Consider the following 18,388-nt stretch of genomic DNA (forward strand, 5'->3'; position numbering starts at 1 on the left):
CATATGTTTATTGTAGGGGCATCAGTGGTATAAATAAAGTATATGAACTTATCAAAAAAATGGAGTGTGATCGGAAATGTCAAACGAATTAAACCAAGAACTAAACGTACAGGTGGCAACATGGTCTGTTGCTTATACAAAATTACATAATTTCCATTGGTATGTAAAAGGCCCTTCGTTTTTTACATTGCACGTAAAATTTGAGGAATTATACAATGAAGCGACATTGCACATGGATGAGATTGCAGAACGGTTATTAGCACTTGGTGGAAAGCCGGTCGCTACAATGAAAGAACAGCTAGCGCTTTCTGTGATCGAAGAAGCGAACAGCAAGGAGTCGGCTGAGGAAATGGTAGATACTGTTGTGAGTGATTACGATAAAATTATGAAATCACTGAAAAAAGGAATGCATTTGGCAGCTGAAGATGGTGACGACATGACAGAAGACATGTTGAATGCCATTCATCAAAATCTTGAAAAACATTCTTGGATGTTATCAGCATTCTTGGGCGAAAAGAAGTAAGATAGAATTATACAAGCGTACACTGAAATTTAGTGTACGCTTTTCTTATGGCATTGAGGTGAAAAAATGCATTATCAAGACTTGAACGGCTACTTATGTGAACTATCATTTGAAAAAAATAGCTTTTCTATTGAAAGTAGACATGTATTGGTAATCTGTAGCGATAACGGAAAGTGGGTACTGACCAAGCATAATGAGCGAGGGTTAGAATTTCCAGGCGGCAAAGTAGAAGTGGGGGAAAGTTTACAGGAGGCTGCCAAGAGGGAAGTTTACGAAGAAACTGGGGCGCATATAAAAAACCTAGACTGGTTTGCTGAATACGTGGTGTATTCAGAGAAACCATTTTGTAAAACGGTTTTTGTCGCAGAGGTAGAAGGAATAGACCGAATTTCCCTTCTTGAAACAGAGGGAATCATCTTGTTAAAAGAGTTAAAGACAACTAGCCACTTTAGTTTTTTAATGAAAGATGAAGGAATGAGTAAAATAATAGAGAAGGTGAAGCAGCTTGAAAAATGGAACGATTAGATCGAAGAGACCTTATCCATCGCCGAATCCACACGTTCGGTTATCAGAAATTGTTTACTGGTCAGAAGGATTACGCGTAAAAGGAATGCTAGCTGAACCGAAAAAAAAAGGAAGCAATAGTGGCATCTTGTATTTAAGAGGAGGCATTCAGTCGATTGGGATGGTACGTCCTGCACGAATCGCTCAATTTGCCGCACAAGGCTTTGTAGTGTTTGCTCCGTATTATCGAGGCAATCGAGGCGGTGAAGGCCGTGATGAATTTGCAGGAGAAGACAGGTGGGATGCCGTTCATGCTGTCGATGTTTTAAAAAAATTCAGTAATGGAAATGTCCACTTACTGGCATTTTCACGAGGCGGGATTATGGCATTATGGACAGCTATTTTGCGTCAAGATATTACGTCGGTTGTTACATGGGCAGGTGTTACAGATACGGTATTAACGTATAAAGAACGTCCGGATATGCGTCGCATGATGAAGCGACTTTATGGGGGAACGCCGAACACCGCTTTAACTCAATTTGAAGAGCGCAACCCATTATTGCGGATTGAAGAAAATACTGCGCCCGTTTTGATCATTCACGGTTTACTAGATGACAATGTCTCACCCGGACAAGCACATTTGTTAGAAGAGGCATTAAAGTTAAAGGATCAGCCGCATGAGACATGGTATTTTCCAGATTACACGCACTTTTTTCCACCTGTAGCGAATTGGAAAACAGTCAAAGCAGTTTGTCTGTGGATGAGAGAAAAAGAAAAGTAAAAAAACCCGTTCGGATTTTATTCCGAACGGGTTTTTGCAAGATTATTTTTGAGTTGGTCCGCCTAGCACGCTGATTTCAGGTGCGACAGTGCCGAACTTTTTAAAGTTTTCTTGGAATTCTTGCGCCAATTCATTTGCTTTTTGGTCATAAGCTGCTTTGTCTGACCATGCATGGCGTGGGTTTAATACTTCACTTGGAACTCCAGGTACTTCAGTTGGAATTTCAAAACCGAAGACTGCTTCTTTTTCAGTTGGCACAGTGTTTAATTCGCCTTTGATCGCAGCGCGAACCATTGTGCGTGTGTAAGAAAGTTTCATACGGCTACCGACTCCGTATACGCCACCAGTCCATCCAGTGTTAACGAGGAAAACTTGAGCGCCGTGCTCGTCGATTTTCTTACCAAGCATTTCAGCGTAAACTGTTGCGTGCAACGGCAAGAAAGGTGAACCGAAGCATGTAGAGAATGTTGCTTCAGGTGAAGTGATTCCGCGCTCTGTTCCAGCAAGTTTCGATGTATAGCCGCTTAAAAAGTGGTACATCGCCTGTTCTTTTGTTAATTTACTGATTGGAGGCAATACGCCAAATGCGTCAGCAGTCAAAAAGACAATTGTTTTCGGATGTCCTGCAACTGAAGGATCTACAATATTGTCGATTGCTTGCATTGGGTATGCTGCACGTGTATTTTCAGTTAATGAACCGTCATTATAATCTGGAATGCGTGTTTCAGGGTCCACTACGACGTTCTCAAGTACTGAACCAAAACGGATTGCGTCGTAAATTTGTGGTTCATTTTCACGCGACAAATTAATCGTTTTAGCGTAGCAACCACCTTCAATGTTAAATACGCCGTTATCTGACCAGCCGTGCTCATCATCACCGATTAGTTTGCGATCACCGTCAGCTGATAAAGTTGTTTTACCTGTTCCGGATAAACCGAAAAATAAAGTTACGTCGCCTTCTGGACCAACGTTTGCTGAACAATGCATAGGTAAAATTCCTTTTTCAGGAAGTAAGTAGTTCATGATAGAGAAAATTGATTTTTTCATTTCGCCAGCGTACTCAGTGCCGCCAATCAAAATAATGCCTTGCTCCATCGATACGATGATAAATGTTTCAGAAGCTGTACCATCAACTGCAGGGTCTGCTTGAAAAGTCGGAGCGTACACAACTGTGAATTCAGCTTTGTGTGTTTGCAATTCTTCAGCTGTAGGCCGGATGAACAATTGGTGAGCAAATAGATTATGCCATGCGTATTCATTGATTGTTTGGATGGGCACACGTGATTCATGGTCGGCTCCGGCAAATCCTTTGAATACATAAAGCGCATCTTTGTCTTTAAGGTGCTTAATCACTTTAGCGTAAAGCTTTTCAAATATTTCGCTTGAAATCGGACGGTTCACATTGCCCCAGTCGACTTTGTTTTTAGAGCTTTCTTCTTCCACCATGTATTTGTCTTTCGGTGAGCGGCCAGTATATTTTCCTGTTTCCGCTGTTACAGCGCCTTCCCGAGTTAATACTGCTTCTTTGCGGGATGTTGCCGCTTCCACTAATTGTGGCACTGATAATTGAACATGCACATTTTGGCCAGTCAAAAGATCTTTTAAATCGTTTGCAAAGTTCACTGAAGTCATATATATGTACCTTCCTTTTCTGTTATTCCCATAATGGGGAGGATGTATATTCGTTCATTAGTATAACACATTAGCTTTATTAGTCTACACTAATCCACTGGGGAAATTAAAAAATATTAGAGGATAGCCCCGACAATACGTAGAATTATTTCTATAATTTCCAAATAGTCCTGGTGCCTTTTAAAGCGGTTTTCTACAGTGTACAATGGCTTTGTGTGAACAGAAATACTACTGAATAGTTTGGTTTTTTACTTGCGGGAATCTAAAGTTTGGTAGAATAGCATAATCAAAAAATCATTGTTTTTATTTGAAGAATGTAATTTTATTTTCGAAAATTGTTGACATCACTTTGCTAATTCCGTATGATGAAAAATTGAACGGATACTCTTATTCCGAGCTGGTGGAGGGGGCAGGCCCTATGAAACCCGGCAACCTGCTGCTTTTGCAGTGATGGTGCCCAACCTGACACAAGGTGCACAGACCTTGGATGATAAGAGTGAAAGGTGCTAATGATGATTCTTCCTTTCCTCATGACGAATGAGTGAAGGGATTTTTTTGTGAAATGCCCTTAATCCTCGTGTGAAAGGCCACAAACGGCTTGAAGTTCAATCCAGATTGTCTGGAACGGACTTGACATGGGAAACGAGTACCGTATCAATTTCGAGAGCAATCTCGCAGGATATAAGGAGGAACATTTTTTGAAAAACCGTCGATTATTTACATCAGAATCAGTAACAGAAGGACATCCAGATAAAATTTGTGATCAAATCTCAGATGCTATTTTGGATGCCATTTTAACCGAGGATCCAAATGCACGCGTTGCGTGTGAAACGACTGTTACGACAGGACTCGTTCTAGTAGCCGGAGAAATTACCACTTCTACGTATGTAGATATTCCGAAAGTCGTTCGACAAACGGTAAGAGAAATTGGCTATACGCGAGCTAAATATGGTTTCGACTCAGAAACAAGTGCAGTTCTTACCGCAATCGATGAGCAATCACCGGACATCGCTGCTGGAGTAAACGTAGCGCTTGAATCACGCGAAGGCCAAATGACAGATAAAGAGTTAGACGATATCGGTGCAGGTGACCAAGGATTAATGTTTGGATACGCGAACAACGAAACAGAAGAGTTAATGCCATTGCCGATTTCATTGGCACATAAATTGGCACGTCGTTTGGCTGAAGTACGCAAAGAAGAAATTCTTCCATACTTGCGTCCAGATGGTAAAACACAAGTGACGGTTGAATATGATGAAAACAACAAACCGCTTCGCGTGGATACAATTGTTATCTCAACTCAACATCATCCAGAAGTAACGTTAGAACAAATTCAACGTAATATTAAGGAATACGTCATTAACGAAGTTGTACCAGCAAAGTGGATCGATGAAGAAACAAAATATTTTATCAACCCAACTGGCCGTTTTGTTATCGGTGGACCTCAAGGAGATGCAGGTTTAACTGGACGTAAAATCATCGTAGATACATACGGTGGCTATGCGCGTCACGGTGGCGGCGCATTCTCAGGAAAAGACGCAACAAAAGTAGACCGTTCAGCGGCTTATGCGGCGCGTTATGTTGCAAAAAATATTGTCGCAGCTGGCCTTGCAGATAAATGCGAAGTTCAGTTAGCTTATGCAATTGGTGTAGCACATCCTGTATCGATCGCATTTGATATGTTTGGAACAGGCATCGTTGATGAAGACACATTAGATGATTTGGTACGTGCAAACTTTGACTTGCGTCCTGCTGGCATCATTAAAATGTTGGATCTACGTCGCCCAATCTACAAGCAAACGGCAGCTTACGGACATTTTGGCCGTACCGATGTTGATTTGCCATGGGAACGTACAGACAAAGCAGCGATCTTAAAAGAACAAGCTGGCGTATAAGTTAACAAAACGAAAAGGACGACTAGGCAGTGATGCCCGGTCGTCCTTTTCGTTTTGTTACTTTTTTTGGAGTGATTTATAATAAGCTGCTTTTTCTGCATACTCTCGAACAATACGTTCCATATCTTCTTTATCGTCTTCACGAAGTTCGCGGACGACTTTCGCGGGGCGTCCGAGTGCTAGCATGCCAGGAGGGATAACTTTTCCAGGCGGTACGAGACTACCCGCACCAATAAATGCGCCTTCTCCAATTTCCGCGCCGTCGAGAATAATCGAACCCATGCCGACGAGAGCACCTTTACGAACAATGCAACTGTGAAGTGTAACTTGATGGCCAATAGTCACGTCATCTTCAAGAAGCAAGGTTTTACCCGGGCTTTGATGAAGCATGCAGAGGTCTTGAATGTTGACTTTATCGCCAATAATCGTCGGAGAGACATCCCCGCGAATCACCGTATTAAACCACACAGAAGAGTCTGTGCCAATTGTCACATCACCAGAAATTGTGACGTAGTCTGCAATGAAAACAGATGGATCGATTTTAGGGAATTTGTCTTTAAATGGATAAATCATAGCAAAGCTCCTTTAAACAAGATAAGATATTCTTAATCGTAACAAATCAAATCAAAACGTCAAATTAACAGACAACATCGAGAATTAATCAGCAGGGAAAGGAAGTTGGATTATGTGGAAATGGCAGGCTGAAGGATCAGCAAAGGCAGTAGTTGTGTTTATACATAGTGCGTATGAACAACACCTGCGCTATGCATGGCAAATTGAAAAATGGCGATCGGCAGGATTTGACGTATATACAGGAGATTTACCGGGCCATGGCAAAAATGCGGGAGCGGACAAAGTTCACCGAGAATCGTTTGATGACTACGAACAGGCAGTAAATGAGTTGCTGAGACTGTCGTCAGAAAATGAGTTGCCAGTATTTGTCATTGCCCATGGACTGGGCGCAACTATTGCGATGAATGTCTTAGGGAACCGGAAATTCAATGTAGCCGGAGTTATTTTTACGTCGCCTTGGTTGCAGTTAAAAAAATTGCCACCGAAAGTGCCAAACGCATTTCCAGGAGTTGCGCAATTGACTGGCCGCAGAAAGGTGGATCATGGCATCGAATTACGCCACCTGACACGCGATCGTTTTTCTTATAGTCAAGAAACCGAAAGCAAGCGGTATCAAACGGTTATTACTGCAAGTTGGTATAAAGAATTGCAGAGTTATATGAAAGAAACGGCTGCAAGTATTGACAGGTATCCGCAGATTCCGACTTGTTTGTATACAGCAGAGCGAGATTTAATTGTTGAGAAAGAAGTAGCTCGTCAATGGTTACTAAAGCAACAACTAAACGAATTCAGCTACAAAGAATGGAAATTTTGCTATCACGATATTTTCCAAGAACCTGAAAAAGAAGAAGTCTTTCTAGCAGCGCAGGCGTTTATTCATACAGTTTTGCGCTCTGTCGGTTACTTGGTTGAAGAATAAGCTGTTTTTTTGTAAAGGAGAGAATTTTTATGGCATTAAAGTATAGCCTATTAGACCAATCACCAATTTCAGAAGGTAGCACACCGCAGGAGGCATTAAAGCATACCGCCATTCTTGCACAACAAGCTGAAAAGTGGGGTTATACACGCTTTTGGGTGTCTGAGCATCATGATGCAACAACGCTAGCCGGATCTTCTCCAGAAGTGCTGATTGCGCATCTAGGAGCTGTGACTCAAACAATACGGCTAGGTTCTGGTGGCGTCATGCTGCCACATTATGCTGCTTTTAAAATTGCGGAAAACTTCAAATTGCTGGAAGCCTTATATCCTGGAAGAATCGATGCAGGAATGGGACGAGCACCTGGTGGTATGCCACGTGCTTCTTATGCATTAGATGAAGGAAAAAAGCGAGACAGTAGTCTATTTCCTAAACAAATAGACGAGCTGTGTATGTACTTAAACGATGCTATTCCAGAAGACCATCCATACTTTGGCATGAAAGCAACGCCGGTTACGGTAAATGCGCCACCCATCTGGATTTTAGGATCTAGTGAAAATTCAGCACGGCTAGCAGCTGAAAAAGGATTGCCTTATATGTTTGCTCACTTTATCAATGGAGAAGGCGGCCAAACCTTCACGAAAGAATACCGAAAACAGTTTAAGTCAATTGATGGCAGTAATCCTTATGTCGGTATTGCCATTTTTGTAGTCTGCCAAGAAACACCTGAACTAACAGAGTGGATCGCCTCTTCTTTAGATTTATCATTATCCATGAGTGCGCAAGGGATGCCCTCAAACGGCACACCGCCACCTGAAAAAGCAAGTGCTTATCCATACTCGAAATTCGAAAAGCAATTAGTCGCTGAAAATCGTCGTCGCATGGTAGTGGGCACGTCGCAGCACGTTGTAGACCAACTCGAAACAGTAGCTTCAGAATACGAAGCAGACGAAGTCATGCTAGTTTCAGCAACGTACGATTTTAAGGACAAACTCAAAACCTTTGAATTGATTGCTGAAGAAATGAAAAGACGTAGACAAACTGACTTTTCTATAGTAACAGATCAATAATAAATACATTTTATATTCTAACTGGGTTTAGACTTAAAAGTGGACACGACTACTCGGTTTTCGACATACTGAAAGTACCAAGAAAAGGACGTGTCAAACATGGGCAAACACAAAACGACCGAATACAAGGAATATGTTGCCAAGCTCCATATTGAGGAAGGGCGGAAAGCCACCGACCTGGCTTATGAAGTTGGTGTGAGTGCGACAACGGTGCGGCAATGGGCGAGAGAATACCGGGAAAAGCAGGACCGTTTGGCGAATCCAACGGGTGAGCCGCGCGTCACTTTCTCAGAAATGGAGAAGAAGTTGCGTGAGACGGAAAATCAGCTGAAAGAACGAGATGACGAAGTAGAGATTTTAAAAAAGGCCATGCATGTCTTCATGAAAAGCCGCACGTAATTTATTCGTTCATCGAAGAGCACCGGAACGAATACGACGTGTTGAAGATGTGCAGGCTACTTGGCGTATCCAGAGGTGGTTTCTATAAATGGCGGACTCAGCTGATCGCAGCGAATCGAACTGAACGGCAGATGCTGCGGGAAGAGCTTCTCCAAAAAATTGCTCAATCGTATCATGAGAGCTATGGCACTTACGGGAGCCCGCGCATCCTTGAGGATCTCAAGGCGCAGGGATATTCCATATGCGAACGAACCGTGGGGCGTTACATGAACGAGTTGGGACTCTCTGCACTGCCGACAAAACAGTTCATGACAACGACCGATTCTAATCATAGCCAGTTTATCTACCCGAATCTGCTCGAGCGCAAGTTCGATGTCGACAAACCCAATACGGTCTGGGTTACCGATATCACGTATATCTGGACGCTAGAAGGATGGTTGTATCTGGCGAGTGTGATGGATCTGTTCTCGCGTAAGATTGTTGGCTGGAATCTGGACGTCACAATGAAGACCGAACTGCCACTTGGGGCGCTACAGGACGCGCTGCTTTTGCGGAATCCCGTTGGTGAACCGATCCACCACTCCGACCGCGGCTCCCAGTACTGTTCCGATGAATACATCAAGTGCTTGAAAAAAGGGGAATTTCAAATCAGTATGAGCCGTAAGGGAGATCCCTATGACAATGCCTGCATTGAATCGTTTCACGCCACCATTAAGAAAGAGCTGATTTACCGCCACCGGTTCCGAACACGGGGAGACGCCCGAGAGGCCATCAGTCATTACATCGATGACTTTTATAACTTGCGGAGACGGCACGCCACACTTGGCTACTTGTCACCTGAAAACTATGAAAAAAAGCACGAGGCTCTAACCTCAGAACGATTAGTTTCGTAACAGTTTGCCGGTCATGAGAAGCAGTTCGCTTTTGAACTGCTTCTCATGACCGTCCGATCAAACAGAGTGCGATCGGGTTCTGGAAGAAAAAGAACAGTATTTCCGTGTCCACTTTCTTGACAGAAGACCATAACCACTTCCAATAAAGGAAGTGGTTTTTTGATGCTAAGAAGAAAGTTATAGTGTTCAGCACGACTAATAGACTGTTAATTTAAAATATACTGATTCCATTTGTTCATTTTAAAATCAATTAAAGGATTTCAATCAATAAAGAAGGAAGAACTTAGTGTGACGAAATACTTTGGAGCGGAGGCTACAGATGGAGCTGAATTGTTTTTCTTAAGACCGTTTCTAAAAAAATCATAGGGGTGGAAAATGGATGAAGAAAATGAATGTGACGAAAACAGCTAACAAGAAGATGATTCGCAAAAAAATGATGACATTAACAATTGCCGGAGCGATGGTTTTGAGCGCTTCTCCTTTTATGTCGCCCGTTGTCGGAGCAGTGGGGAATGGACCAGCTTATGGTGGCAACGAAACCATCAACACATCCATACTAACAACATATGATGAAATGGCGGATTTTTTAAAAACACAAGAAGCCAAACAAAAAAATATGGAACTTGAAGTAATTGGACAAAGTATTAAAGGGCGTGATTTGTACTTAGTTAAGTATGTGACAAATCCTGAAAATCCAACCATTCTTTTTCTCACTCAACAACATGGCAACGAACAATTGACAACAGAAGGCGCGCTTGAATTTATCAAACACCTTGGAACAGGCAAGATGAAAGGGGTAACAGATGGCGTCAATATGTTAATCGTGCCAATGCTCAATCCAGATGGTGCCATGGGAGATGTGAACTTTTCATTAGATGATTACATAGCGAAAGGAGAGCGGAATCTCACACGCTATAACGCGGACGGCATTGATTTGAACCGTGATCACATTACCAAAATTCAACCTGAAACAAAAGCCTTCCACGAAAATGTGATGAGAAAATATGATATTGATTACATGATTGATTTGCATCATCAAGGTACTCAAAGTGAGCGAGATAAAGAACTGGTATCCGGTTCTATTTTGTACCCGACAACACCGAACGTTGACCCGGATGTACTTCTTAAATCCAAGCAGCTGGGAGCTGTAGTATTCGATGCTATCGATTCAAAAGGATGGGGCCATTTAGGCAAGTACAGAGGCGGAAATGCAGAAACCATTAGTCGAAATGGCATTGCAGTCGAGTATGGAATTTCTACCCTGTTATTCGAGATGCGCGGCATGTCGGATCATTCTTACGAGTCGTATGTTCTGGGACAAAAGAGCAATGGCTATCTAATTAAACAAACCATCACGACACTCGATGCAACAGTTCGTGCAATTGCGGATGATTCTATTGCAGATGCGGACATCTCATTCTGGGATACACTTTCTTATCAAGAAAACCGTACATCTGAGTGAGATGTGAATATGTAAGGAACGAATTACTATTTTAACTTTAGTGTTAACGGAATATAGACGCTAATAGGAATGGGACTAAGAAAAGCGTTCGTAAACGTATATGTAAAATATGAACGTTCGTAAAGTGTCTAGATACGTTTACGAACGTTCTTTTTTTAGTTTTTATGCTGTTTTTAGAGTGTTCGTAAAAGTGTACTTTTACGAACGGTTTTCTGAGGGAATCTCATAACAGAAATATAACGAAGTAGAATTTCAGAAAGTTCTATTTATAATCAAAAATAATGGATATAATTGGTATGATGAAAGAAACCAATACATCTACTACTTGAAATGGGTTGGACAACTTATGGAGATATCTTTAAATTTATTACAAGAAGTCGATGCAGAAGCGTTATTTAAGTTCGAGTCTGAAAATCGATGGTTTTTTGAAAAGATGGTTCCAAGTCGAGGAGACGATTACTATTCTTTCGAAACATTTTTAAGAAGACATCAAGAATTACTGAAGGAACAAAAGAAGGGCCTTTCTTATTTTTACCTGATCACCAATGATGTTGGAGAAATTGTAGGAAGAATCAACTTGGTTGATAAAAAAGATGACATAGCAGACATAGGATTTAGAGTAGGCGCAATATATGTGGGAAAGGGAATCGGAAATCGGGCATTAAATCTACTATTGAAAACTGATCTAAGTGTGAAACAAATACGTGGGAAAACAACGACTGGTAACCATGCATCGCAAAAGGTGTTAGAAAGAAATGGGTTTAAGCAAGTTCGAGTAGGCGAAGAAGAATTCGAAATGAACGGGGAAATAATGAAGTTTATACATTATTTGTGGGAAAATGAAAATCCTCGTTTGTAAAAGAGAATGAATCGATTTTATTGCTACTCAATCTATAAAAAAATTAAGAAAGTCTGTCTTACGTTTCAATCAGATTCGAACCTGCTGATTTAAAGTTTGATACCAATATAAGGTTAAGAAATTTGCCTAAGTGAATGTAACAAAAGTGCAGAAAAGTTACATTCAAACTAGCAGAAATCAATTTTTAAATTGAGATACTAAATTATATAAAAGTTTATTGAAATGAAGGTGAAGACAAATGAATTATGATTTCTACAATAACCCCGATCATTGGATGGATGGATTTTACGAACTATCAATTGAATATCACCCATATGGGGACGATAAAAGGGTAAATGAAGCACTTGTTGCTTTGGAGGAAAGTCTTTACTTCAATGGGTTCTGGGAAGAGAAAAAGGATTTCCAAAAGCATTCAATTTCTCTGCCGATAACGATCGAAGAAGAAAGTGTGAAGTCATTTTACGGCAGCCTATCCCTTCACAATTCCACTAAAGAGGAGCTGCCTTGTCTGATTACGGTCATCAGGGTAAACGGCGAGTCGGACTGGTTAGATATTTCAATTCCACAGGCTGCATTTGAGAAGGTGTTTCCTTACCGCTATCCTCTCACCACCGAGCTGAATCCCTGGTTAGAGAAAATCAATGAAGTGTATGTACGGTTAGCAGAGAGTATCTACTACAAATCCCCTTTCGATTTTGCGATGATCGGCGAGGAAATTTCTGGGGAGACCAATCAAGCAGAAATTACGATAGAGCTTATGCAAAACAAGCCCTATATGACCTGTGTCCTTCCCAGTCCATTGCTAGACCGGCTTAGACTCAATGGAAAAGGAACAGCGCTGTCAAATCGACTCAGGTTATTTTAATTTCTTCAAAACGAATGTAACTTAATGTGAATTAAGTTACATTCAAAACCGAAACTTTACAGCATTTTTGATTTGAAGTTTAGAAGTGGAGGTTACAAAGATTGAAACTAAGTGGTCAAGAACTCGAAGAGAAATTAATGGCTACTCACTATATTGATTCAGAATTAAAGGGTTTAAACTATGATCATACCAAGCATTTAGTGACAATGAAATATATGGGTTTAAGCGATGTTGAGGGCGAAGAAAGAGAGTATACGGTTCTGTTTAAAGAATGTTTTTCAACCATCTTCAATAATTGGCTGGAAGGGGCAAAAGGAGATATTCCACAATCCCCGAATGACTTAGCTTTCTATTTTCATGACATCTCAATTAGAGAAATTTTAGTAGAAGACGTCCATCTTTATCAAGTTAAAATGGTTATTCCTATGATGGATTGTCAGATTACCTGTAAATCAATTGAGATATGTTAGAAGTCGAGAACGAATGTAACTTAATAGCAATTAAGTTACATTCAGTTCTGCATTTTCTTTGAGTGCAAAACGGAAGACCAAAAATGGAGGTGAAACGGATGGAATACAGTGCTGGCTATTTTCTTCTTTCTGCAGGAAGCGCCAATCAACCCTTTTATCTCACCCAAGTGAATGATGGCGGATTCCACCTCGAAAAGCTGATTTCGATGGATGAGGAAGTGGGCGGTGTTTTCCCCAACATTTTTGATATTTGGGCAGACCGAAAGCCTAAAAGGCCGACACCCGTCTTATCCAAATCGGTGCTGGATAAGGTCTTGGTATCCATGGTATTTGGTACGCTGGAAGACGCACTGGAAGGCTATCGGGAAGCAAGAGCCCAGGAACCATCGGTGAGTCTGATCGGCATCAGCCTTGACGAGAAGTATCTTCCGGACTTTCACGACTGGCGGGACCCTATCAATGACGAAACTGGAGAAGGAGAGGGAGTCGTCTACTGCTTGAAAAAAAAGCAACCAACTAGCAGCGGTGGGATATTCGCAGGGTACGATATTGCAGGCTATGAGCTGGGCGGCCGGTTTCTCTCGTTCTTGGGTAATCATCTTTTCAAGGATTATCTGGCACTCGATCCAAACCTTTCAATCAATAAATACGGTTTGTTTCCAGAACTGCAAACGGCAGAAGCTCTTGCCCGTTACACCAATGAGGTGCTCGCTGAACAGGGAATGGCGGAAGAAGACTTGATGTGGCTACCATGGAAAATAACAATTTATGAAGGCTTCTAAACTGAATAAAGTCTTTTGTTTTTGAATGTAACTTAATCTAAATTAAGTTACATTCAGTTCCTTAGTTTCATTGAACTTCGAAGAGTAAGAAGAGAAAGTAGATTCTCTAGAAAAAATGATGCATTCAACATACTACACAACAAGGTTTTTAAAGGCCGAATTTCAAAAGGAACTAAGTTTACATATCGCAGCTTATCGGAAGCTACGTGTATTGCAAAGGAGAGAAGAGGCTGTAACCTATCGATCTTTTCTCCTTTTTATTCGTGAAACTGTACTTTTACGAATACTTATCAGATGGAAGTAGAATTGAAAAAATCCCTTTTTTATATATTCAATATGGTAAAATTAAGAAAAAATAGAATAGTGGGGATATTGAGATGAATTTAAATGAATTTGAGCAAACGATCAAAAAAATTTTCGGTACGGAATTATTAGAAGAACATGACGACTATGGATTTACTAATACTTCAAATGATGACATTAAAAAAGTTGGATACGCTACGAACCTTTCACTCGAAACTGTTGAACAAGCAATTCAGCAAGGGGTTGATTTGATAGTTACACATCATGATGCTTGGGATTTTCTTTATGGTTTAAGAGAAGCATGTGTAAAGAAAATGCAGGAACATAATATTAGTCACTTTTGGATTCATGCTCCGCTGGATTTTGTTGAATTCGGAACTTGCACATCTTTAATGGAAGCCTTAGAAATTAATACGATTAAAAAATATTCTTCGTATAATGAGGAAGATGGAGATTTTCCAGGAATTGGAGAGTATAGCAATTCTCTTGACTTTAATCTCTTGAGAGAAAAAATGTGTTCTAAATTGAATGAACCGGTGCGGGCATGGAAAAACAACAGTAAAGAAGTTAAACGCATTGGCGTATTAACAGGAGCTGGCCATTCCTCTGCCGTTATTCAAAAGGCAGTCGATGAAGGATGCGATACATATATAACAGGCGAAGCCACCCTATATGCTATCCAGTACGCAGAGTTCGCAGGAATCAATCTACTAGTGGGTAGTCATACCTTCACAGAAATCTATGGGGTAAAAACATTGGCGCAGAAAATAGTGGAATTAAATCCAAATGTTGTTGTAACAGAACTGAAAGAAACTCATTTCGAGTTGAATCATTAATTTTTGGTTATAAAAAAAGTAGGATTAAACAGTTTACATATCATAGGTTATCGGAAGGAAAGGAGCTGACTGTAAAGTTCCTTTCCTTTTTCTTCTATTTTCATGTCCTGTTTTAGTAAAGATGTAAATAAGTAATAAATTGAAAGCTCCAATAACCTCTATTTAAAAATCGTGATAAAAACAGAATTTTTACTCGTTTATGTTATTGTATTTATATGGTACTTGTTCTAAATATAGTAATAGTCTTACTTTTAACATCCGAACGAATTTCGTGCTTGATCTATAAATACCTAGAGTCGAGAAGAATGAAAAAAATTATTTATAACAAGTGAGGCTACTGACATTAATGAGAAAAGTAACTTTGGAAGTTAATAATCTAGCAAAGAAATACATAGGTAAAGGGTTCGAAGTGGAGTCATTAAAAGGAATTTCGTTCAATTTATATGCAGGGGAATTTGTCGCAATTATGGGGACGAGTGGCTCAGGAAAAAGCACGTTGCTCAATGTAATCGGCGCATTGGATGAACCGACCAGCGGGACAATACGATTGAATGGAGTAGATTCGGAAGGATTCTTTACAGAACCGAAAGCGACGGATTATCGCCGTGAGAACATCGGATTTATCTTCCAAGCCTATAACTTGCTGAAAGACTTAACGGTGGAGGAAAATATTTCGCTGCCGTTGCTCTTGAAAGACGAATCAAAAGAAACCATTGATCGAAAAACAACTCGTATGATTGAACGGATGGGGTTAACTCAGTGGAAAGCACATCGTCCGGTCCAATTATCGGGCGGGCAGCAACAACGAATCGCGATTGGTCGGGCACTCATTGGTGAACCACCGATATTGTTGGCAGACGAATTGACGGGAAATTTAGATGCCAATACATCTGAAGAAATTTTGGAGGTATTGACTTCTATGAAGGAAGAACTGAACCAAAGCATACTTGTGGTGACGCATGACCCGAAAGTCGCAACTTATGCAGATCGGGTCCTGTTTTTCCATGACGGTGCCATCATCAACGAGTACGAATGTTCCGGCAAACAGGATCTTGAACACATTATGAAAATCTCTCAGGATATTTTAAAAGGTTCTGCCGTATGAAGTCACTCAATCAGTTAGCATTCCGTTTATTTAGAGAAAACAAATTTTTGATCTTTACCTCGGTTATGAGTATTGCCATCGCTGTTTCTCTTGTTATAACGATGACCCTATTTGCCGTCAATGCAAAACAAACCCTTCAAGAGGACATGCGAAAGATGTATGGCGATATGGACCTGGCCTTTGTCTATAGCGATGACAATCCGGTGGAAGATGAACAGAAGTTGTTGTAACTGATATCGGACCATCCTTCGACAAGTGCTGTGTCGCAAGTATTGGTTACTCAAACGTATGTAGAGCCACTAGGTGGAGAAGTTTACACACTGGGAATAGAAAACGATCCTATTGCGAAAAGTAGGTATAAAACAAGTGTAGATTTAACGGAAGACACAGTCGTCATTACAGAAAATTTAGCTGCGTCGCTCAAGCTTTCAATCGGCGATCAAATCGAAATTGAAGATGATCCATTTAAAATTGCTGAAATTTTAAAGAACGCTAAAGGAACAGGAATTGCTCCTGACATGATGATTTTCGCATTAGAGAGAGCGAAGTTGTTTCACAATAAGGAGCTGTCTTATCTTAACAATGAAACAACTGCTTTAATGGTGAAAACTGCAGAAGAAACCGATTTGATCGCCATGGCAAATGAATTCCAAAAGGTGCATCCGGACTTGCGAGTGGACATTGTTGAAGAGGATCAAGCAGCAAAAAATAACGTGAATTCCCTGACGTTATTTATTGTCATTCTGTCCATACTCATTTTAATTGTCACGGCCATCATGGTCATTTCCAATTTTGACTTGTTCATCTATAAGAATAAAAATCAGTTTGCGATTATGCGGGCACTTGGAGCGAAGACAGCGCAACTAGCTAAGATCATCCGAATCCAAAGCACGATGATTACAGGTGCTGGCGCTTTTCTCGGATTGGCGATTGCTTATACAGCGGACCAATTTCTACAGCCAAGTTTTGGGCGATGGTTTTCCGTTTCCTTAACTCAACTGTCATTTGCATGGGAAGTAGCAATTCCCGTGCTCGTTGTAGCGAGTCTAGTGATTCAACTGTTCCTCTATATCCCAGTACTCAAATCATCAAAAATCTTGCCCTTAACGATTCTTCAGGAAAATGAAGAGCTCGATTTTAAAAACAGTGGAATGCAAAAGGCAGCAATCAAAATCCTAGGGATTTCATCCCTTGTATCGCTGCTGTTTGGCGTTATACTCGCCGTAGATGAAAGCGCGAGCGCTATACTGATTTTATTGAGTGGTTTTTTGTTGTTAACGGGTCTTTTCTTAGCATTGCCGATGTTACTGACTGGCCTATTGAATGTACTAATACCAGCGTCTAAGAAATTCTTCTCCCGTAATATGTCAATTGCGCTTCAGAATTTAAAGCCGCAAGTCAAAAAGAATAGCTTCGTAATCCTCTCGATTAGCGTTGTCATGATTATCGCTGTTTTTGGTTCAGTTATGCTGAGTACGATCAAGCAGAATAATACAAACTATATCAGTGAACAGTTTCCTACTTCTGTGGTCATTACAAGTCGAATTCAACAATCTGAAATCGATCCGATACACTTGAGCGGAGAAGTACGTAACCAAGTTCAAGGCGCGCAAGTCGCTTCTGTCAGCACTTTTGGTGGGGGAGAGTTGTTTGTTGAAGATGGGACGAGGTCTTTCGACTATACGCTGGGAGACCTAAAAGCGCTGGAGAGTACGAAAGTCATAACGGATATTGGAAAAGAGAATTTAGCAAAAGCCGCGATTGCATCGCCTGCATTTGCCAAACAGCATGATGTAAAAGTCGGTGATTCCTTAGAAATTGGGATCTACTCAGATGAAAAGCAACGTGCAGAATATGTGACGACAATGGTTGTAAGTGCAGTTTCTGACGCAGTTGGCAATGGAGAAGTTCTTTTTGATTGGCAGGCGAAGGCGTTAAATACTTCTTCTACCAACTTTAATAAAGCATATGTTAATACAGTTGATGAATCCCTGGCGATGAGTTCTCTTGAAACCCTAACCAGTATGTATCCAGAACTCATAGTCAATACGCATGCTGCTGCACTGAAAGAAGCTTCAAATATGTTTTTGCAGCGCTGGGCCATCTTCATTTTAGTTCTGATTATACTGGTTGTCTCTGTCATGGCAGGTGTCCTGAATACCCTTCTGAACAACATACTGGCTAAACGAAAAGAATTTGCGGTACTCCGAACAATCGGAGTCAGGCCAATGGGAATCGTGAAAATTATTGTCACACAGATCTCTTTTTATCTTTTGATTGGCCTTGTTTTCGGCGCATTATGCGGATTGGTGTTTTCTCTTATCGTTTCACTGATTGATTCGGGTAAAGTCGCCTTCGACTTTCCATTGATATTGGGAGTAGCAGTGAGTATGTGGGTTGTTAGCTTGCTTATCTTTATACCCGTAGGATGGGTTATGGGGAATAAAAAAATAAGTATGGAAATCCTAAGTGACAATAAGTAAAGGGAATTCAAGTGCTGATAAATAGCTTTACATATGA

At 40.8% G+C, this 18,388-nt stretch carries 19 protein-coding genes and 1 riboswitch; of the genes, 17 read left to right on the plus strand and 2 right to left on the minus strand.

All coding sequences use genetic code 11. The features are described 5' to 3' along the window. The first annotated feature begins 76 nt into the window (after positions 1–76). From AJGP001_RS06125 to AJGP001_RS06135, 3 genes are all read left to right on the plus strand, one after another. Complete coding sequence (locus AJGP001_RS06125; protein WP_058385823.1) at positions 77–523, plus strand: Dps family protein; 447 nt, start codon at positions 77–79, stop codon at positions 521–523. 66 nt (positions 524–589) lie between these two features. Beyond that, positions 590–1,048, plus strand: a complete 459-nt coding sequence (gene ytkD, locus AJGP001_RS06130; RefSeq protein ID WP_071153366.1) for an RNA deprotection pyrophosphohydrolase — start codon at positions 590–592, stop codon at positions 1,046–1,048. Beyond that, positions 1,029–1,808, plus strand: a complete 780-nt coding sequence (locus tag AJGP001_RS06135; protein WP_071153367.1) for an alpha/beta hydrolase family protein — start codon at positions 1,029–1,031, stop codon at positions 1,806–1,808. Before ytkD ends, AJGP001_RS06135 begins: the two co-directional genes overlap by 20 nt. 42 nt (positions 1,809–1,850) lie before the next feature. On the opposite strand, the gene pckA is transcribed toward AJGP001_RS06135, so the two are convergent. Next, entirely contained in the window at positions 1,851–3,440 is a 1,590-nt protein-coding gene (pckA, locus tag AJGP001_RS06140; protein ID WP_071153368.1) for a phosphoenolpyruvate carboxykinase (ATP), read from the minus strand. Between the two features lie 384 nt (positions 3,441–3,824). Then, positions 3,825–3,937: riboswitch (SAM riboswitch) on the plus strand. A gap of 201 nt (positions 3,938–4,138) precedes the next feature. On the opposite strand from pckA, the gene metK reads away from it, so the two are divergent. Beyond that, positions 4,139–5,335, plus strand: coding sequence for a methionine adenosyltransferase (gene metK, locus AJGP001_RS06145; RefSeq protein WP_071153369.1), 1,197 nt, complete (start codon positions 4,139–4,141; stop codon positions 5,333–5,335). Between the two features lie 57 nt (positions 5,336–5,392). On the opposite strand, the gene AJGP001_RS06150 is transcribed toward metK, so the two are convergent. Further along, complete coding sequence (locus tag AJGP001_RS06150; RefSeq protein WP_071153370.1) at positions 5,393–5,908, minus strand: gamma carbonic anhydrase; 516 nt, start codon at positions 5,906–5,908, stop codon at positions 5,393–5,395. 112 nt (positions 5,909–6,020) lie between these two features. Here AJGP001_RS06150 and AJGP001_RS06155 point away from each other — a divergent pair, with 112 nt between their 5' ends. The 13 genes from AJGP001_RS06155 (at position 6,021) to AJGP001_RS06215 (ending at position 18,351) form a co-directional block, all read left to right on the plus strand. Then, complete coding sequence (locus AJGP001_RS06155; RefSeq protein ID WP_071153371.1) at positions 6,021–6,827, plus strand: alpha/beta hydrolase; 807 nt, start codon at positions 6,021–6,023, stop codon at positions 6,825–6,827. 29 nt (positions 6,828–6,856) lie between these two features. Continuing rightward, positions 6,857–7,894, plus strand: a complete 1,038-nt coding sequence (locus AJGP001_RS06160; protein WP_071153372.1) for an LLM class flavin-dependent oxidoreductase — start codon at positions 6,857–6,859, stop codon at positions 7,892–7,894. A 99-nt stretch (positions 7,895–7,993) separates the two neighbouring features. Beyond that, positions 7,994–8,293 (plus strand): transposase, encoded by a 300-nt coding sequence (locus AJGP001_RS06165; RefSeq protein WP_071153373.1) that lies wholly within the window; start codon positions 7,994–7,996, stop codon positions 8,291–8,293. Positions 8,294–8,304: 11 nt separating this feature from the next. Continuing rightward, positions 8,305–9,186, plus strand: a complete 882-nt coding sequence (locus AJGP001_RS06170; protein ID WP_245830276.1) for an IS3 family transposase — start codon at positions 8,305–8,307, stop codon at positions 9,184–9,186. A gap of 379 nt (positions 9,187–9,565) precedes the next feature. Continuing rightward, on the plus strand, positions 9,566–10,648 hold the full coding sequence (locus tag AJGP001_RS06175; RefSeq protein WP_245830244.1) for a M14 family zinc carboxypeptidase: 1,083 nt from the start codon (positions 9,566–9,568) through the stop codon (positions 10,646–10,648). Positions 10,649–10,994: 346 nt separating this feature from the next. After that, a complete protein-coding gene (locus tag AJGP001_RS06180; RefSeq protein ID WP_078080259.1) occupies positions 10,995–11,507 on the plus strand; it encodes a GNAT family N-acetyltransferase in 513 nt (170 codons plus the stop codon). Positions 11,508–11,745: 238 nt separating this feature from the next. Continuing rightward, a complete protein-coding gene (locus AJGP001_RS06185; RefSeq protein ID WP_071153375.1) occupies positions 11,746–12,372 on the plus strand; it encodes a hypothetical protein in 627 nt (208 codons plus the stop codon). A 101-nt stretch (positions 12,373–12,473) separates the two neighbouring features. Next, positions 12,474–12,842 (plus strand): hypothetical protein, encoded by a 369-nt coding sequence (locus tag AJGP001_RS06190; protein ID WP_078080260.1) that lies wholly within the window; start codon positions 12,474–12,476, stop codon positions 12,840–12,842. A gap of 98 nt (positions 12,843–12,940) precedes the next feature. Next, positions 12,941–13,624: a hypothetical protein gene (locus AJGP001_RS06195; RefSeq protein ID WP_078080261.1), complete on the plus strand. Its 684-nt coding sequence runs from the start codon at positions 12,941–12,943 to the stop codon at positions 13,622–13,624. Positions 13,625–14,001: 377 nt separating this feature from the next. Continuing rightward, a complete protein-coding gene (locus tag AJGP001_RS06200) occupies positions 14,002–14,763 on the plus strand; it encodes a Nif3-like dinuclear metal center hexameric protein (RefSeq protein WP_078080262.1) in 762 nt (253 codons plus the stop codon). A 346-nt stretch (positions 14,764–15,109) separates the two neighbouring features. Beyond that, the gene (locus tag AJGP001_RS06205; protein ID WP_078080263.1) at positions 15,110–15,868 is read left to right on the plus strand and encodes an ABC transporter ATP-binding protein; all 759 of its coding nucleotides are present in this window, start codon (positions 15,110–15,112) and stop codon (positions 15,866–15,868) included. Next, entirely contained in the window at positions 15,865–16,098 is a 234-nt protein-coding gene (locus AJGP001_RS06210) for a hypothetical protein (protein WP_078080264.1), read from the plus strand. The genes AJGP001_RS06205 and AJGP001_RS06210 overlap by 4 nt, the downstream gene beginning before the upstream one ends. A gap of 30 nt (positions 16,099–16,128) precedes the next feature. Next, positions 16,129–18,351 carry an FtsX-like permease family protein gene (locus AJGP001_RS06215; protein WP_151897507.1) on the plus strand — a complete coding sequence of 741 codons (2,223 nt, stop codon included), beginning with the start codon at positions 16,129–16,131 and terminating at the stop codon, positions 18,349–18,351. The last annotated feature ends 37 nt before the right edge of the window (positions 18,352–18,388 follow it).

The sequence above is a fragment of the Planococcus faecalis genome, from assembly GCF_002009235.1.
Taxonomy (GTDB): domain Bacteria; phylum Bacillota; class Bacilli; order Bacillales_A; family Planococcaceae; genus Planococcus; species Planococcus kocurii.

Bases quoted from the DNA above. Each gene is read 5' to 3' on its own strand.
- AJGP001_RS06210 (WP_078080264.1), top strand. From the start codon at position 15,865: ATGAAGTCACTCAATCAGTTAGCATTCCGTTTATTTAGAGAAAACAAA.
- AJGP001_RS06185 (WP_071153375.1), top strand. From the start codon at position 11,746: ATGAATTATGATTTCTACAATAACCCCGATCATTGGATGGATGGATTT.
- AJGP001_RS06160 (WP_071153372.1), top strand. From the start codon at position 6,857: ATGGCATTAAAGTATAGCCTATTAGACCAATCACCAATTTCAGAAGGT.
- AJGP001_RS06150 (WP_071153370.1), bottom strand. From the start codon at position 5,908: ATGATTTATCCATTTAAAGACAAATTCCCTAAAATCGATCCATCTGTT.
- AJGP001_RS06205 (WP_078080263.1), top strand. From the start codon at position 15,110: ATGAGAAAAGTAACTTTGGAAGTTAATAATCTAGCAAAGAAATACATA.
- AJGP001_RS06155 (WP_071153371.1), top strand. From the start codon at position 6,021: ATGTGGAAATGGCAGGCTGAAGGATCAGCAAAGGCAGTAGTTGTGTTT.
- AJGP001_RS06195 (WP_078080261.1), top strand. From the start codon at position 12,941: ATGGAATACAGTGCTGGCTATTTTCTTCTTTCTGCAGGAAGCGCCAAT.
- pckA (WP_071153368.1), bottom strand. From the start codon at position 3,440: ATGACTTCAGTGAACTTTGCAAACGATTTAAAAGATCTTTTGACTGGC.
- AJGP001_RS06165 (WP_071153373.1), top strand. From the start codon at position 7,994: ATGGGCAAACACAAAACGACCGAATACAAGGAATATGTTGCCAAGCTC.
- AJGP001_RS06200 (WP_078080262.1), top strand. From the start codon at position 14,002: ATGAATTTAAATGAATTTGAGCAAACGATCAAAAAAATTTTCGGTACG.
- AJGP001_RS06175 (WP_245830244.1), top strand. From the start codon at position 9,566: ATGAAGAAAATGAATGTGACGAAAACAGCTAACAAGAAGATGATTCGC.
- ytkD (WP_071153366.1), top strand. From the start codon at position 590: ATGCATTATCAAGACTTGAACGGCTACTTATGTGAACTATCATTTGAA.
- AJGP001_RS06180 (WP_078080259.1), top strand. From the start codon at position 10,995: ATGGAGATATCTTTAAATTTATTACAAGAAGTCGATGCAGAAGCGTTA.
- AJGP001_RS06125 (WP_058385823.1), top strand. From the start codon at position 77: ATGTCAAACGAATTAAACCAAGAACTAAACGTACAGGTGGCAACATGG.